At 67.9% G+C, this 14425-nt stretch carries 14 protein-coding genes; 5 read left to right on the plus strand and 9 right to left on the minus strand.

The window, feature by feature from the left end; all coding sequences use genetic code 11:
• Position 1 precedes the first annotated feature (1 nt).
• The 7 genes from carA to efp all read right to left on the minus strand — a co-directional run bounded on the left by carA (position 2) and on the right by efp (position 5805).
• Positions 2 to 1210 (minus strand): glutamine-hydrolyzing carbamoyl-phosphate synthase small subunit, encoded by a 1209-nt coding sequence (carA, locus tag FB468_RS03235; RefSeq protein WP_211359070.1) that lies wholly within the window; start codon positions 1208 to 1210, stop codon positions 2 to 4.
• A complete protein-coding gene (locus tag FB468_RS03240; protein WP_141886068.1) occupies positions 1207 to 1764 on the minus strand; it encodes a PH-like domain-containing protein in 558 nt (185 codons plus the stop codon). Before FB468_RS03240 ends, carA begins: the two co-directional genes overlap by 4 nt.
• Positions 1761 to 3203: a dihydroorotase gene (locus tag FB468_RS03245; RefSeq protein WP_141886069.1), complete on the minus strand. Its 1443-nt coding sequence runs from the start codon at positions 3201 to 3203 to the stop codon at positions 1761 to 1763. The genes FB468_RS03240 and FB468_RS03245 overlap by 4 nt, the downstream gene beginning before the upstream one ends.
• A gap of 11 nt (positions 3204 to 3214) precedes the next feature.
• The gene (locus FB468_RS03250) at positions 3215 to 4183 is read right to left on the minus strand and encodes an aspartate carbamoyltransferase catalytic subunit (protein ID WP_141886070.1); all 969 of its coding nucleotides are present in this window, start codon (positions 4181 to 4183) and stop codon (positions 3215 to 3217) included.
• Positions 4180 to 4734, minus strand: coding sequence for a bifunctional pyr operon transcriptional regulator/uracil phosphoribosyltransferase PyrR (gene pyrR / locus FB468_RS03255; protein WP_141886071.1), 555 nt, complete (start codon positions 4732 to 4734; stop codon positions 4180 to 4182). Before pyrR ends, FB468_RS03250 begins: the two co-directional genes overlap by 4 nt.
• An 88-nt stretch (positions 4735 to 4822) precedes the next feature.
• Positions 4823 to 5239, minus strand: a complete 417-nt coding sequence (gene nusB / locus FB468_RS03260; protein ID WP_141886072.1) for a transcription antitermination factor NusB — start codon at positions 5237 to 5239, stop codon at positions 4823 to 4825.
• A gap of 2 nt (positions 5240 to 5241) precedes the next feature.
• Positions 5242 to 5805, minus strand: coding sequence for an elongation factor P (gene efp, locus FB468_RS03265; protein WP_121072168.1), 564 nt, complete (start codon positions 5803 to 5805; stop codon positions 5242 to 5244).
• Between the two features lie 123 nt (positions 5806 to 5928).
• On the opposite strand from efp, the gene FB468_RS03270 reads away from it, so the two are divergent.
• From FB468_RS03270 to FB468_RS03280, 3 genes are all read left to right on the plus strand, one after another.
• Entirely contained in the window at positions 5929 to 6396 is a 468-nt protein-coding gene (locus FB468_RS03270) for a VOC family protein (RefSeq protein ID WP_211359071.1), read from the plus strand.
• A 63-nt stretch (positions 6397 to 6459) separates the two neighbouring features.
• Positions 6460 to 7062, plus strand: coding sequence for a thioesterase family protein (locus FB468_RS03275; protein ID WP_211359072.1), 603 nt, complete (start codon positions 6460 to 6462; stop codon positions 7060 to 7062).
• Positions 7063 to 7098: 36 nt separating this feature from the next.
• Positions 7099 to 8169, plus strand: coding sequence for a VanZ family protein (locus FB468_RS03280; protein WP_141886075.1), 1071 nt, complete (start codon positions 7099 to 7101; stop codon positions 8167 to 8169).
• A 24-nt stretch (positions 8170 to 8193) separates the two neighbouring features.
• Here FB468_RS03280 and FB468_RS03285 read toward each other — a convergent pair whose 3' ends face one another.
• Positions 8194 to 9084, minus strand: a complete 891-nt coding sequence (locus FB468_RS03285; protein WP_246055722.1) for a hypothetical protein — start codon at positions 9082 to 9084, stop codon at positions 8194 to 8196.
• A gap of 150 nt (positions 9085 to 9234) precedes the next feature.
• Positions 9235 to 11262 carry a VWA domain-containing protein gene (locus FB468_RS03290; RefSeq protein ID WP_141886076.1) on the minus strand — a complete coding sequence of 676 codons (2028 nt, stop codon included), beginning with the start codon at positions 11260 to 11262 and terminating at the stop codon, positions 9235 to 9237.
• Between the two features lie 119 nt (positions 11263 to 11381).
• Here FB468_RS03290 and FB468_RS03300 point away from each other — a divergent pair, with 119 nt between their 5' ends.
• Together FB468_RS03300 and FB468_RS03305 are read left to right on the plus strand one after the other, a co-directional pair.
• Positions 11382 to 12845 carry an AAA family ATPase gene (locus FB468_RS03300; protein WP_141886077.1) on the plus strand — a complete coding sequence of 488 codons (1464 nt, stop codon included), beginning with the start codon at positions 11382 to 11384 and terminating at the stop codon, positions 12843 to 12845.
• 146 nt (positions 12846 to 12991) lie between these two features.
• Entirely contained in the window at positions 12992 to 14323 is a 1332-nt protein-coding gene (locus FB468_RS03305; protein ID WP_141886078.1) for a purine-cytosine permease family protein, read from the plus strand.
• Positions 14324 to 14425: the final 102 nt, after the last annotated feature.

The following is a 14425-nucleotide window of genomic DNA, read 5'->3' on the forward strand; positions in this document are numbered from 1 at the left end:
GTTAAGCTCCCTGAGTGGTGGTGTCGGCGGCTGCGGCGCGGTCTTGGACCAGAGCGCGGAAGCGGTCGAACAGGTAGAAGGCGTCGTGCGGGCCGGCGGCCGCCTCGGGGTGGTACTGCACAGAGAACGCGGGGATGTCGAGGCACTCGAGGCCCTCGACGACCTGGTCGTTCAGGCTGTAGTGGCTGACCTGCACGCGGCCGAAGCCGGCGGGAGACTCGAACTCGCCCTCGATCGGAGCGTCGACCGCAAAGCCGTGGTTCTGCGCGGTGATCTCGACGCGGCCGGTGCGCTTGTCGAGCACGGGCTGGTTGATGCCGCGGTGGCCGAACGGCAGCTTGTACGTGTCGAGGCCGAGCGCGCGGCCGAGCAGCTGGTTCCCGAAGCAGATGCCGAAGTACGGCAGGCCGTCGCGCAACAGCTGCGCGAGCAGCTCGACCTGGGCGTCGCTCGCCGCGGGGTCGCCCGGGCCGTTCGAGTAGAAGACCGAGTCGGGAGCGAGCTCGCGAATCTCCTCGAGCGTCGTCTGCGCGGGCAGCACTGTGACGTCGAAGCCGTGCTCCGCGAGGTACTGCACGGTCGCGCGCTTGATGCCGAGGTCGAGCACGGCGATGGAGCCGACGCGCTCAACGCCTTCGGCCGACGGCACTTCGTAGCGCTCGGGGGTCGTGACCTCGGCGGACAGGTTCTTGCCCGCCATCCCAGCCTGTTCACGAACGAGCGCGAGCTGCTCATCATCAGAGAGCTCGAGGTCGGCGCCCGAGAACACGCCGGCGCGCATCGCACCCGCCGAACGGATCTTGCGGGTCACGGCGCGAGTATCGATGCCCGAGATACCGACGACACCGTCATTCTTGAGGTCTTCGTCGAGTGAGCGCTCGGCACGGAAGTTCGAGACGCGGCGAGCTGGGTCGCGGACGATGAACCCCTCAACCCAGATCTTGCGCGACTCCATGTCAGTGTCGTTCACACCGGTGTTGCCGATGTGCGGCGCGGTCATGAGCACGATCTGACCCGCGTACGAGGGGTCAGTGAGTGTCTCCTGGTAGCCCGTCATGCCGGTCGAGAAGACAATCTCGCCGAGTGAGCGGCCCGTCGCACCGTATGCGCGGCCTGCGTATCGCGTACCATCCTCGATCACGAGCACTGCTGCTCCTGTGGGGAGTGCGGATGCTGGCGGCACCGTCACTTCATTCGTCGTCGTGGTCACGCGTCCTCCTGGCTCGTGTGGGTGGTCTGGCTCGTTGTAAGGGTGTGTGAAGATTTGGGGGCGAAGGCGCTCGGGGCGATCTCACCCACGGCTGCCGCGAATCGTCGCTGCTCGCCGGCTGTCTGGAAGCGGAAGCTCGACTCGACGGCGCGGCCGTCGGTTCCCTCCCAGCCGAGCAGCGCGAGGCCATCGCGCTCGACGACCTTGCCGATGCGGCCCCCAGCGGAGTCGGTGCCGCGCACGCTCGCGGCCGCGAGGTGCACCGGCCGCTCGCCTGTCACGGCGATCTCGACGCCGTCGCGGCGAACCGTAACGTCGGCCCAGCCCTTGTAGCGCAGGCCGGGGATCGCGAGCCGCTCAAGCGGCGCGCCGGCCGGCGTCGTCGATACGTAGCCGACGTGCTCGAAGGCCTGCACGACGTCGCCCGCGAGGCCGCTGTCGGGCAGCGCAAGGCCCGCATCGCGTCGGTTACGCGCACGCCACGCGAGCGCCATGAAGGTAAGGATCCCGGAGGCGATGACGAGCCACAGGATCAGGAACATGGTGCGGCTCATGCGCTCGCTCCGTTCTGTGCGGGTGAATTCAGTGCGGGTGAACTGGGCAGCTGCGCCGTCGAGAGCCCAGCGACGACCGCTGCGTCGGCGAGCTCGCCGTCAGCAAGCGTCAGGTACCCCTGCCTGATGGTGTGGGTGACCCGGCCGGGAAGCTCCATGCCGAGGAACGGCGAGTTCGTGCTCTGGCCGTAGAGACGTGCGGTATCGAATACGCTCGTGCCCTCCGGGTCAACGAGCACAATGTCGGCGGGCTGGTCGACGTCGAGGGTGCTCGGGTGTTCGCCGTCGGCGCCGACGCGCAGGCGGCCGATCTCGGCGGGCTTCTGCGAGAGCAGCACCTCGAGCTCTGCCCAGCTGGCGTGGCCCGGCTGGATGAGCGAGAGCAGCGCAATCGGGAAGGCCGACTCGAGGCCGACCATGCCGAAGGCCGCCGAGTCCCACTCGCACTCCTTCGCCTCCACGGGGTGCGGTGCGTGGTCGGTCGCGACGATGTCAATGAGACCGTCAGCGACGGCCTGCCTGAGCGCACGGACGTCTTCCTCGCGCCTGAGCGGCGGGTTCACCTTGTAGCGCGCGTCGTAGCTGCGGGCGAGGTCTTCGGTGAGGATCAAGTGGTGCGGGGTGACCTCGGCGGTGACCTGGATGCCGCGGCCCTTGGCCCAGCGAATCACCTCGACCGACCCGGCGGTCGAAAGGTGGCAGATGTGCAGCCGCGCCCCGACATGCTCGGCGAGCAGCACATCGCGCGCGATGATCGACTCTTCCGCGACTGCGGGCCAGCCCTTCAGCCCAAGCTCGCTCGAGAGCGCGCCCTCGTTCATCTGCGAGCCCTCCGTGAGGCGGGGATCCTGCGCGTGCTGCGCGATCACGCCGTCAAACGTCTTCACGTACTCAAGCGCGCGGCGCATGAGCAGGGGGTCGTGCACGCACTTGCCGTCGTCAGAGAAGACGCGCACCTGAGCGCGCGACTGAGCCATAGCGCCGATCTCGCTGAGCCTGACGCCCTCGAGGTCTTCGGTGACGGCACCGATGGGGCGCACGGTCGCGTAGCCCGCCGCGTCGCCGAGCGCCTGCACCTGTTCAACGACGCCAGCGGTGTCTTGCACGGGGAGCGTGTTCGCCATCGCGAACACTGTCGTGAACCCACCGGCAGCGGCGGCTCGGGTGCCGGTGAGCACGGTCTCCGACTGCTCGAAACCGGGCTCGCGAAGGTGTGTGTGGAGGTCAACGAACCCGGTGAGCGCGACGAGACCGTCGGCCTCGATCACACGCTCGCCGTCACGCGGTTCGAGGCGGGGCTCGATGGCGCTGGCCCGTCGCTCGACGATGCGGCCGTCTGCGAGGCGCAGATCGTGTTGAGCGACACCCTCAATGCCGGTGCCGCGCTCGACGAGGTCGGCTGCCAACCGCGCTCCGCGGATCAGGATCGCTTGAGTCATGAGTTTCTCCTTCAACCTTCGGTTCGTTCGCTCTGGGGCCGCTCGCCAGACAGCAGCAGGAAGAGGCACGCCATGCGCACCGAGACACCGTTCGCCACCTGTTCGAGCACCGTCGACCGCGGTGAGTCTGCCGCGCCCGAGGAGATCTCAAGGCCACGGTTCATGGGGCCGGGGTGCATCACGATCGCGCGCTCGGTGAGGCGGGCGAGGCGGGCATCGTCGAGGCCCCAGTTGCGGGCGTACTCGCGCTCGTTCGGGAAGAACGCGGCGTGCATTCGCTCGGTCTGGATGCGCAGCATCATGACGACGTCGGGCCGCTCCGTTGCCAGGGCGTCATCGAGCGAGTGGTAGAGCGTGACGGGCCACTCGCGCACCCCGAACGGCAGCAGCGTCTCGGGTGCGACGAGGCTGACCTTCGCGCCGAGCGCGTTGAGCAGCCAGAGGTTTGAGCGGGCTACGCGGGAGTGGGCGATGTCACCGACGATAACCACGGAGACACCGTCGAGGCTCTGCCCCCGGCTCGCATCGCCGTGCAAGCGCCTGCGCATCGTGAACGCGTCGAGGAGCGCCTGCGTCGGGTGCTCGTGCGTCCCGTCGCCCGCGTTGAGCACGCCGGCGTCGATCCAACCGCTTGAGGCGAGGCGCGAGGCGGCGCCGCTCGCAGGGTGGCGGATGATGACGCCGTCAGCACCGATCGCCTGGAGGGTCTGCGCCGTGTCTTTCAGGGACTCGCCCTTCGAGACCGAGCTACCCTTCGCGCTGAAGTTAATGACGTCGGCGGATAGCCGTTTTGCGGCCGCTTCGAACGAGATGCGCGTGCGCGTTGAATCCTCGAAGAAGAGGTTCACGACCGATTTTCCCCTCAGCGTCGGGAGCTTCTTCATCTCCCGCTGCTGCGTCGCCGCCATGTCTTCGGCGGTATCAAGGATCAGGATCGCGTCGTCGCGGCTCAGCGTGCGCGTGTCGAGCAGGTGCCTCATGCGCTCTCCCCCGCCTCGCGGGTGCCGCCGCTGATCGTGACCGAGTCCTCACCATCGTGCTCCGTGAGCTTCACCGAGATGCGCTCATCGCGCGAGCTCGGGAGGTTCTTGCCGATGTAGTCGGCTCGGATCGGGAGTTCGCGATGCCCCCGGTCGATGAGCGCAGCGAGGCGAACCGCCTTGGGCCTGCCGTGGTCGCCGAGGGCGTCGAGCGCCGCTCGCACGGTGCGGCCGGAGAACAGCACGTCGTCGACGAGCACGACGGTGACGCCGTCGACGCTCATCGGCATGTCGGTGGGGTGCGGGGCCCTCGTCGGGTGCTGCGCGAGGTCATCGCGGTACATCGTGGTGTCGAGGCTGCCGACGGGCACGTCGACACCCTCGATTCGCGAGATGATCTCCGCGATCCGACGCGCGAGCATCGACCCGCGGGTGGGGATGCCGACAAGCACGAGGTCAGCAACTCCCTTGTTTGCCTCGATGATTTCATGCGAGATTCGGGTCAAGGCCCGCGAAATCTCGGCTCCATCGAGAACCGTTCGCGTGGTCATTCACCGCCCCCCTTCTGCGCCTCACTGGACGCCTTTAAAGAAAAGCTGTAGCTGGATCAGTCTAGCGCACCACCGAGCGCTCGAATACCTACGACGCGGCGTGCTCCGCAATCTTGCCGAGCACACCGTTCACGAATCGACCCGAGTCGTCCGTCGAGTACTCCTTTGCGAGCGCGACAGCCTCGTTGATCGCGACAGGGGCCGGGACCTCGGGGTTGTGGAGCATCTCCCACGACGCGATCCTGAGGATCGCGCGGTCAACGTTCGGCATCCGCTCGATCGTCCACCCCTGCGCGTAGCTCGCGATGAGCTCGTCGATCTCCTCGCGGTGGTCGTTGACGCCGTCGACGATCTCGCGGGCATAGAGCCAGGAGGCCACGCGGTCGGGCTCACCGACCGCGCGCTTCGCCTCGTCGGCAACAACATCCATGACCGAGGTGTTCATCACGTCGGCCTGGAACAGCATGTCAAGCGCGCGCTTGCGCGCCTTCGTCCGAGCAGACACGCCTAGTCGTTGACGCGGCCGAGGTAGTCACCCGTGCGGGTGTCGATCTTCACCTTGGTGCCAGCCTCAAGGAAGAGCGGCACCTGGATCTCTGCACCGGTCTCAACCGTCGCGGGCTTCGTGCCGCCGGTCGAGCGGTCACCCTGGAGGCCCGGCTCGGTGTAGGTCACCTCGAGCACGACCGATGCGGGGAGTTCAAGGTAGAGCGGCTCGCCCTCGTGGAGACCGATCTGCACCTGCTGGTTTTCCAGCATGAACTTGTGAGCGTCGCCAACAACGACCGCGGGAACGGTGATCTGGTCGTAGTCCGACATGTCCATGAAGACGAAGTCAGCGCCGTCCTGGTACAGGTACTGGAAGTCGCGTCGGTCAACGGTCGCTGTCTCGATCTTCGTGCCGGCGTTGTAGGTCTTGTCGATGATCTTGCCCGAGACGACGTTCTTCTGCTTGGTGCGGACGAATGCGCCGCCCTTGCCCGGCTTCACGTGCTGGAACTCAAGGACGCTCCAGAGCTGGCCTGCCTCCTTGATAACCGTGCCGTTCTTGATGTCGTTCGAGGTTGCCATGCGGTGTTCTCCAAAGCCTGTGTGAAAGTTCGTGCGCCGTGCGCGCCGATCCATCTTACACCCCGCCTGGCCTGGGCGGCTGAGGGCTACCCCTTCCGCGAAGTCCGACGTAGCATGACGGGCATGGCACTGTACTGGAAGCTCATCATCGACGCCGCCGAGCCACACGCGCTCGCCGACTTCTGGGCGGCCGCGCTCGAATACGTCGTGGAGGATCCGGGGCAACTCGTCGCCGAGCTCTTAAGGAACGGCGATCTCCCCGACTCGGCGACCGTCATTCACGTCGGCACACGCCGGTTTGCGGAGCTTGCCGCCGTGCGTCACCCGGATGACCCTTTCGACCCGTTCTCGGGCGCGGGCCGCGGCCGGAGGATCCTGTTTCAAGCTGTCCCCGAACGAAAGACAGCAAAGACCACAAAGAACCGCCTGCACATCGACGTGCATGACAGCGAGCGCCCACTTGAGGACCTCGCACGCAAGCTTGAACTTCTCGGAGCGACACGAGTGGAACTCGTCGACCAGGGGCCGGCCGGCACCTGGTGGGTGATGCGCGACCCCGAGGGCAACGAGTTCTGCGCGGTCGGCGCCTAGTCCGTTTGTACATTCCCGCCAAGTGCCTGCGCCCGGCAGAAGCAATCTCCTAGGATCGTCGGCATGCACATGCTCCCTCGCACGCTCTGGCACCGGTGGTTCGTGGGCCCTCGCGGCCCCCGCCTCGATTTCGGTGCGGTCTCCCGCTCAGAGTTCCGGGTCTGGCCGACGGACCTCGACATCCTCCGCCACATGAACAACGGCAAGTACCTGTCGCTCATGGACGTGGGGCGGTTCGACCTCATGCAGCGGAACGGGGTGCTCGACCTCTTCGCCAGGGAAGCCTGGTACCCGGTTGTCGTCGGCCAGACGATCTCATACCGAAAGTCACTCAACCCGTGGATGAAGTTCACGATCGAGTCGCGCATCCTCGGCATCGACGAGCAGGCCGTCTACATGGAGCAGCGCTTTGTGCGCCCGGCGCCGCGCGGCACCGGCATTGTCGGCGAGCCGGAGGTGTACGCCAGGGCTATCGTGCGTGCCCGGATCCTCCGCAGGGCCGGTGGTGTCGTGCCGATCGACGAGATCGTCGAGAAATCCGGCGCTGACCCCGCGACCCTGCACGTGCCGCAGGAGTACCTTGACTGGGGCGCGACGACGAAGCTTCCTTCGACGAGGGTTGACGCGCCGAGCGTGTGGGAGGAAGCCCCGGGGTCACTCCGCTAGCGCCCACTCCCCCGTGGGCACGCTACCGTTGACTGCATGGAAGCGCGCATCTGGCCTGGCCTCATGGCCATTCTCTTTGGCAGCCTGTTTCTCTTTGTGATCATTGTGCCGCTCATCGCGGCGAACTATCGCAAGTTCGGCAGGCTCTCCCCCGGTCGCATCGTCGTCTGGGGCGCCTTCACTGTCTACGCCTTCGCGCTGCTCACGTACACGATGCTGCCGCTGCCCGAGGCGGGCAGCTACGAGTGCGTCGCGCCGCGATTCGCCCCGGGCGCTTCCGTCACCGACATTGCCGAGTTCGACACGTCGTCAGCGCGGGCGCTGCTCACCAACCCGGCTGTCCTGCAGATAGCGTTCAACGTACTGCTCTTCATGCCACTCGGGCTCTTCGCCAGGCTCCTGTGGGGCAGAGGTGTCGTCGCGACGACCCTCATCGGCCTCGGGATCTCGCTCTTCATCGAAACCTCGCAGCTCACCGGGCTGTGGGGAATCTACCCCTGCGCCTACCGCCTGTTCGACGTCGATGACATCATCGTGAACACTTCAGGGGCGCTCATCGGCGCCTTGCTCGCTGCTCTTCTCAGACTCCGGCCCGTCGAACCCCGCGGGGAACTTGGCCCGCGCCCAATCACCTTTGGGCGCCGCTTCCTCGGGATGCTCGGCGACCTTGTCGCCGTCGGGTTTATCGGCGCGGCCGCCGAGGTCGCGCGGAACCTCATTCGGGTGAGCGCCCTCGGCCAGGAGGCAGCAGCGGCCACGGACGCCGCCGACGCCGCCTCGCCAGCCTTTGGGTGGGCGGTCGCTCTCGGCCTGCAGCTTTGCCTCGTGTTGCTCACCGGGCGCACTGTTGGAGATCTCATCGTGAACGTGCGCTACGAAGCGGGCTCGATTCCACCGATCTTTGCCCGGCCGCTCCGCTTCCTCGGCGGGATCGGCGGGTACATGCTCCTCTCGGCTCCCGCAGTCGAGCATGCCGGCTTCGCGTGGGCAGCGAGTGCCTACGCGCTCATCATCCTCATCTGGGCGATCGCGACCCCTGACCGCTCAGGTCTCGCGGGCAGGCTCTCGGGCCAGCGCGTCGTGGATGGGTTCCGCGGCGCACGCTAGCTCAGCACCGCCAGCACAGCGCCGCTAGCCGATCGGTGGCCGCGCGCCAAGGTGCGGGCCCTGGTTGCCAATCTCTCGGGTGTTCACGCGCACGCTCCGTTCGGTCGCGTCGAAGAGCTCGCGCGCCGCAAACTTGCCGCCACTCAGTGTGCCGTGCACCCAGGTGAAGCTGCTGCTGTCGACGAGCGGCTCTCCAGCTGCGGCATGCATGAGCTGAAGCATCAAGATCTCCGGCAGCGTCGGGTGTGGCCCGTGGCTGTGGCTCAGCCCGACGAGTGGCGGCTTTGGGGTGCCTGGCACGAGGCGCAGCGTCCACACCACGTCGCCAACGGCGACCCCGGGCACGCCGCGAGGTACCGTGTCGAGCAGAGCAAACTCTGACGCGACTTCAGGAGCGAGGGTAAGTGGTGCCGCGAGCGAGAGCGAGCTCGCGGGAAGCCGAGCCGCCGCCCGGAAGAGTTCCGTCCAGCCGGTTGATCCGAGGCCATACGCCGTCGGCACAGCGATGAGGCCCGCGTCGGCCATGAGCGCGCGCGCAAGCGCGGCGTGGTCGACGCTGGCGGCCCAGAACTCCTCGGGCTCGGGAACACGCAGGCCACGCCAGCCCGCCACGGTTCCCGCAAGCTCAAAGCCGCGCGAGAGCCGCGCTGCTTCCTGCCCGTCGAGCCCCGAGAACGCCGCTTTGCCAAGGTCGCCCTCGCGCGCCGAGAGCGCGGCGGCGTCGAGCATCGCGTCGACCCGCGACCTGACTGGCGCGGTGCCGGCGGTGCGCTGGGCAGCATCAAACGCACGGTCCGCCTCCGCCGCCAGCTCCGGGAAGAGGAGCCGGGCAAGCCTCGTGCTTCCTGCGGGCTGCTGACCGGGCTGCTGACCATGCAGATCCCCGCCCAAGCGTTGACCCTGTGCTTCTGACATGACATTCCCTCCCGGTGACGAGCCTATCGGGGTCGCGACGGCGGAGCAGAGCATAGGCATCCAACGCCACGCCCCGCACGCTCCGACCGAGCCAGCCCTGCTACCTGGCGAGCCCCGCTACCTGGTGAGCCCTGCACCTGGTGAGCCTTGCTACCTGGCAAGCCCAGCCCCCGTGACAAGCTGTTCAAGCAGGAGCGGCAGCTGCTCGGCAGCGTCCACCCTGATGCCGTCAGGCGCGAAACGTGAGGCGATGTCGTCGGTGCGAATCCCGATCCCGAACACCGTCACGCCTTTGGCCCGCAGCGCGGCGAGCTCGCGGGCTGCGGCATCGGCATCGTTGGTTCCGCCGTCGCTCACCAGGATCGCGACCCGCCGCCGCTCGACCCCGTCTCCAGAGCCAGCAGGGCTTCCGGCCCTAGCAGAGCCCGCAGAGCCAGCAGAGCCAGCAGAGCCAGCAGAGCCAGCAGAGCCAGCAGAACTAGCAGAACTAGCAATCCCAAACTCCTCCGCCGCCGACCTGAGCGCGGCGGCGTCGTTGGTTGAACCCTGGGGCGAGTGGATCGCGGTGTCGAGCTCGATCCGCGCTCGGTCGGAGAGCGCCCCCGCGAGAGGCTTCACCGTGTGCGGAGCCGAGTCGAACACGATGAGCGCGGTGCGCAGGCTGAGTTCGAGGTCGATCCCGAGCGCGCGCTCCTCGGCCGCGATGTCTCGTTCGACGCCGGCAAGCGCTTCGAGCATGATGAGCGCTGCCGTCGCGGCTGCCGAGGCCGCGGGCCCCTGCATGGAGGCCGACCGGTCGATAAGGAGCACGTAGTCGGTGCTCCCCTCTCGCCTCGTGCGTTTGGGTCGGCGCTCACGGCGGAGGAATGCTCGCGGCCGTTCGATCCCCGCGGTGACGTCTGCGACGACGCGGACGAGCGAGGCACGATCGAGCATCTCGCCCTCGGGCTCGGGCGTCCGCGTAAACCCTCGTTCGAGGTGGACACGTTCAGAGACGACCTGCCGCCACACCTCCCGCACGTCATCGATGCTGCGGGCGTTGAGCGCGACGCGGTCGCGGTAGCTCGCGAGTGCGGCGGCGCCGGGGCCGCCACCCGGGGTGCCGGGGTCACTCCCGCGGTCGGGATCCTCCCAACGGTCGGGCCTCCCGGCCTCGGGAAGCGCCATGTCGGGCAGCTCAAGCCCTTCGGCCCAGGCGCCAGCCGCCGGCAGCGGCGTCGCGAGCACGGTCTCGACAAAGCCCGCCTGCTCTGCGGCGAACAGGTCGGCGCCCTCCGCACCCTCCTGCTTGTCACCGGCTCGGGCACGCTCCGTCTCGCCGTCGCTCGTCGCGTCCCCGCCGTCAGCCGAGTCCGAACCCGTCGCGTTGTCGTCATCGGCGCCCCCGCTTCCCGCGGACGGGTCGAACGCATCCGCCCCCGATTCGACACCGGGATCGGGCTCGGCCCCCTCCGAGCCCCGCCCATCCTGCGGACCACGCCCCCGCACGTCGAGTTCGAGGAGCCTGATGTAGCCGGGCGCGAGCAGCCCGTAGGCGCGCTCGAATCGTTCGATCGCCGACCGCCCCGGGTCGGGGGCGAGCGCCAGCAGGAGGGCCTCGGCGGTTTCGCCTGACGGGCCGTCGATGCTCTGAAGCTCGCGCTGCACCTCGGGGGCGAGCGAGTCGAGGAACGGCGCGGATCCGGATCCGCCGCCCGCCCACCGGGTCGCCGCGGTCGCCAACAGGAGCACGGCCCACTGCAGGTGCCGCGGAAGCTCGGCGGGATTGGGAAGCACCGCATGACTCGCAAGGACCCGCGCGATCGGCAGCCGTAGCGAAGGCAGCGCGGCAAGCAGCTCCCCCGCCGCCAGCAGCCTGTCGAGGGTCGCGAGGAGTGGTTCGAGTTCGGGTTTGGCGCCGGCGAGCGCAAGGCGTCGCCGCCGCCGAGCGGGGGCAACGCGCACCTCCCGGACTGATTCCCAGAGGAGCAAAAGCACGCGCGCGACCGCGTCGTCGGTGTTCGAGTTGTCACGTGTTTCGGTACCAGCGCCACCCGTGACCCACCCGAGGCCCACCCGCGCTGCGCCGTCGCGCACGCTCCACTCGGAACCGTCGTGCACGGTGACCGGGATGCCCAAGATAGCGGCGGCGGCCGCTACCCCGCCGCGGACCGCAGCGTCGTCGTGCTCCCGTTCCATGGTGAGTAGCCTATCTAGCCGGGTACGACTGGCAACGGACCGACCGACACCGGACCGACTGGCACCGGACCGACTGGCACCGGACCGACCGGTACCGTGCCGAGTGGTACCGTGGCACCATGCTCTCGTACGACGCTCATCCCGTGCTCGCAGAGGTCGCAGATGTCAGCCGGGAACTCTCGCGCACCCGCCCCGTCGCCGGTTCGACAGTGCCTCGGAGCGCGGTGTCTTCGAGCGCGGCGTCTCCGAGCGCGGCGCTCGCCGCAGATGCGCAGCAGGCGCTCGAGGCTCGCCTGGCCGCACTCTACGAGGATCCGGAGAGCCGCGAGCTCATTGACCGAGCACTCACCGAGCGCGCCGCGGTGCTGCGCGCGGCCGTGGAGGCCTGGCGGTCGACGCTTGCCGCGCGGGCCCTGCGCGACGAGGCAGCCCGCGTGGCGACCGGGGCCGCACGCGAGAAGCGGTCCCTCATCCAGGCCGAGACACTCCTGGTCGCGACACTGCACAGCCGCGCTGACAGGCTTGAAGCAGAACGAGAGTCTGGGCTGGCGGCCCGCCTCACGAATGGAGCCGCTCGAGACGGGGCGCTTGAGGCGCTCTCGGCGATCCGGATCCGTGAGGCCCGCGCGCAGCTCCGCCGAGGGCTCCTCCTCACCGCCCAAATGCGAGCGATCATCGCTGAGGCGACGCCCGCGCTCACCCGTGGCGAGCCGCTCCTCCTGCTTGGCGAGACTGGTGGCGCGAAGACCGCGCTCGCCGAGTACCTCTCGCGCGAGGAGCTCGGCGCCGAGCCCGAGCTCGTGTCTGGGTATGGCGACATCACGAGCTCTCAGCTCATCGGCAGCCACGAGTTGCGCTCGGATGGGGGCGCGACAGTGAGTGTCTTTGTGCCGGGGCCGCTGCTCCGGGCGATGACCGAGGGCAGGCCAGTCATCCTGGACGAGGTGAATGCGATGCCGTCGGAGTTCTTGAAACGGCTCAACCGCATCCTGCAGCTGCGGCCGGGCCAGGAGTTTGCCGTGCAGGAGAACAATGGCGCGCCCGTGAAGATTGCCGACGGGTTCGCGATTCTCGCGACCGCGAACGAACAGACCCCGCACCGCTACCGCGGAATCGACAGGATGAGCGCCGAACTCGTGAACCGCTTTGGCGCGAACAGTTATCGGGTGCATTACCCCGACGCGGGGCGCGAGTACACCGACTCCCCTCGCGAGAACGCGCTGCTCGCTGCCGCCGCAATCGCCGATCAGACGGGGGTGGTGCCCTTGGACGTCGACCAGCTCGAGCGCGTGGCTCGCGCGGCTTTCATCAGCCAGCAGGTCTTCGCGGGCTCGCACGGCGAGGGGTTCAATACGTTCGTCACGACCGAGCGCGAGATCGACGGTCGGCCCGGGCTCGAGGAGTCCGTGCTCGCGCCGCGAACCCTCGTCGCCATCGTGCAGAAGGTCGCGGGCAGCGGCGGGCAGGTGACGCTCGACCACGCACTCGACCGCTTCGTCGACGGAGTCATGCACGCGGAGGATCGCCAGGTGCTCACGCTCATCCTCCGGTCACAGGGCTTTCTTGCTGGGGCACGGGGTTAACACAGATCACGACAGCCCCGCGCCCATCTCGCGAGAAGTGCAGTTCGCACATTTCTTCCCGATAGAAGTGCACACCGCATACTGACGCGCAGCGGGGGCGCACATAGCCTGGCGGAGACCACTTCCACTCCTAGGCAAGGATGCTCATGGCAAGCAGCACGCACGGCGACGATTTCGCCCTCTCGAGAGTGCCCCAGTCCTCCCGCAAACACTGGTTCGGGATCGCAGTGCAGCGATTCGGCCAGGTGTCGGCGCTCTCCCAGTTCCTCCTCGGCGCGACGCTCGGGTACGCGATGACGTTTGGCGATGCAGTGCTGGCCTTCCTGCTCGGCTCGCTCATTCTCGAGGTCGTCATCGTGTTCGTCGGCCTCATCGGCCAGCGCGAGGGCCTGAACACCTCGCTGCTTGCCAAGTGGACGGGCTTTGGTGAGGTTGGGGCCTCCCTCGTTGGTCTCGCGATCGGCATCAGCCTCATCGGCTGGTTCGGCATCCAGTCCGCCATCTCGGCGCAGTCGCTCGACAATCTCATGCCCGGCATCTTCCCCGTGTGGGTGTGGAGCCTACTCTTCGGGCTCGCGGTGACCGCGATCGTCGCCTTCGGTTTCAAGGGCATGCAGCTGCTCGCGAACGTGACGGTGCCGCTGTTCCTGATCCTCGTCGGATGGTCGGTGATCAGCGAGCTTTCGCGCCACGACATCGGTGAGCTCATGACGGGGCCACCGCCCGGGCCCGCGATGAGCGTCTGGGCGGGCACCGGCATCGTCGCCGGCGGCCTCATCGTCGGTGCGATCATCTCTGCTGACATGACGCGGTTCAACCGCACGGGCCCCGACGTGGTGAAGCAGACCGTCGTCGGCGTGACGCTTGGCGAGTTCGTCATCGGCCTCTCGGGTGTGCTTCTCGCACATGCGACCGCAAGCGGCGACATCGTCGCGATCATCACGTCTTCCGTCGGGTTCATCGGGCTGCTCATCGTCATCACCGGCACACTGAAGATCAACGACTGGAACCTGTACTCGTCGACCCTCGGTCTCGTGAACTTCATCTCGACGGCGTTCGGGAAGCACCTGAACCGCGTAACAACAACGATCGTGCTGGGCGTCGTCGGCTCGGTGCTCGCGGCCGCCGGCATCCTCGGCCAGCTCACGGGGTTCCTCATGCTCCTCTCGGTCGCTTTCCCGCCGATCGCGGGTATCATGGTCGCCGAGTACTTCATCGTGAAGATCTGGCGCCCCGAGCTCGAGGCATCCCGCGCCGAGGGCCGCCTCCCCGCGACGGCACCGCGCCTTGTCCCCGCCACGATCATCATCTGGCTCGTTTCGTCGGTCGCTGGCTACTTCATCACCTGGGGCATCCCAGCCGTCTTCTCGCTGCTCATCTCCATGGTGCTCTACGTCATCGCGGGCAAGCTCGGCTGGGTTCGCCCGGTCGGTACCGTGCAGACGCGCCAGGCCGAGACCACAGCCAGCCAGGCATAGCGCCCAGCCAACCCAGGCATAGCGCCCAGCCAACCCAGGCATAGCGCCCAGCCAACCCAGGCATAGCGCCCAGCCAAACCAGGCATAGCCCCTTTTCCCACT

The sequence above is a fragment of the Leucobacter komagatae genome, assembly GCF_006716085.1.
In the GTDB taxonomy this organism is placed as follows: domain Bacteria; phylum Actinomycetota; class Actinomycetes; order Actinomycetales; family Microbacteriaceae; genus Leucobacter; species Leucobacter komagatae.

What these genes read in the sequence shown, in the direction of transcription:
- FB468_RS03270 (WP_211359071.1), top strand. Translation starts at nt 5,929, where the DNA reads ATGGCACTGTACTGGAAGCTCATCATCGACGCCGCCGAGCCACACGCG.
- FB468_RS03280 (WP_141886075.1), top strand. Translation starts at nt 7,099, where the DNA reads ATGGAAGCGCGCATCTGGCCTGGCCTCATGGCCATTCTCTTTGGCAGC.
- pyrR (WP_141886071.1), bottom strand. Translation starts at nt 4,734, where the DNA reads ATGACCACGCGAACGGTTCTCGATGGAGCCGAGATTTCGCGGGCCTTG.
- FB468_RS03285 (WP_246055722.1), bottom strand. Translation starts at nt 9,084, where the DNA reads ATGTCAGAAGCACAGGGTCAACGCTTGGGCGGGGATCTGCATGGTCAG.
- FB468_RS03250 (WP_141886070.1), bottom strand. Translation starts at nt 4,183, where the DNA reads ATGAGGCACCTGCTCGACACGCGCACGCTGAGCCGCGACGACGCGATC.
- FB468_RS03245 (WP_141886069.1), bottom strand. Translation starts at nt 3,203, where the DNA reads ATGACTCAAGCGATCCTGATCCGCGGAGCGCGGTTGGCAGCCGACCTC.
- FB468_RS03240 (WP_141886068.1), bottom strand. Translation starts at nt 1,764, where the DNA reads ATGAGCCGCACCATGTTCCTGATCCTGTGGCTCGTCATCGCCTCCGGG.
- FB468_RS03305 (WP_141886078.1), top strand. Translation starts at nt 12,992, where the DNA reads ATGGCAAGCAGCACGCACGGCGACGATTTCGCCCTCTCGAGAGTGCCC.
- efp (WP_121072168.1), bottom strand. Translation starts at nt 5,805, where the DNA reads ATGGCAACCTCGAACGACATCAAGAACGGCACGGTTATCAAGGAGGCA.
- FB468_RS03300 (WP_141886077.1), top strand. Translation starts at nt 11,382, where the DNA reads ATGCTCTCGTACGACGCTCATCCCGTGCTCGCAGAGGTCGCAGATGTC.
- FB468_RS03290 (WP_141886076.1), bottom strand. Translation starts at nt 11,262, where the DNA reads ATGGAACGGGAGCACGACGACGCTGCGGTCCGCGGCGGGGTAGCGGCC.
- FB468_RS03275 (WP_211359072.1), top strand. Translation starts at nt 6,460, where the DNA reads ATGCACATGCTCCCTCGCACGCTCTGGCACCGGTGGTTCGTGGGCCCT.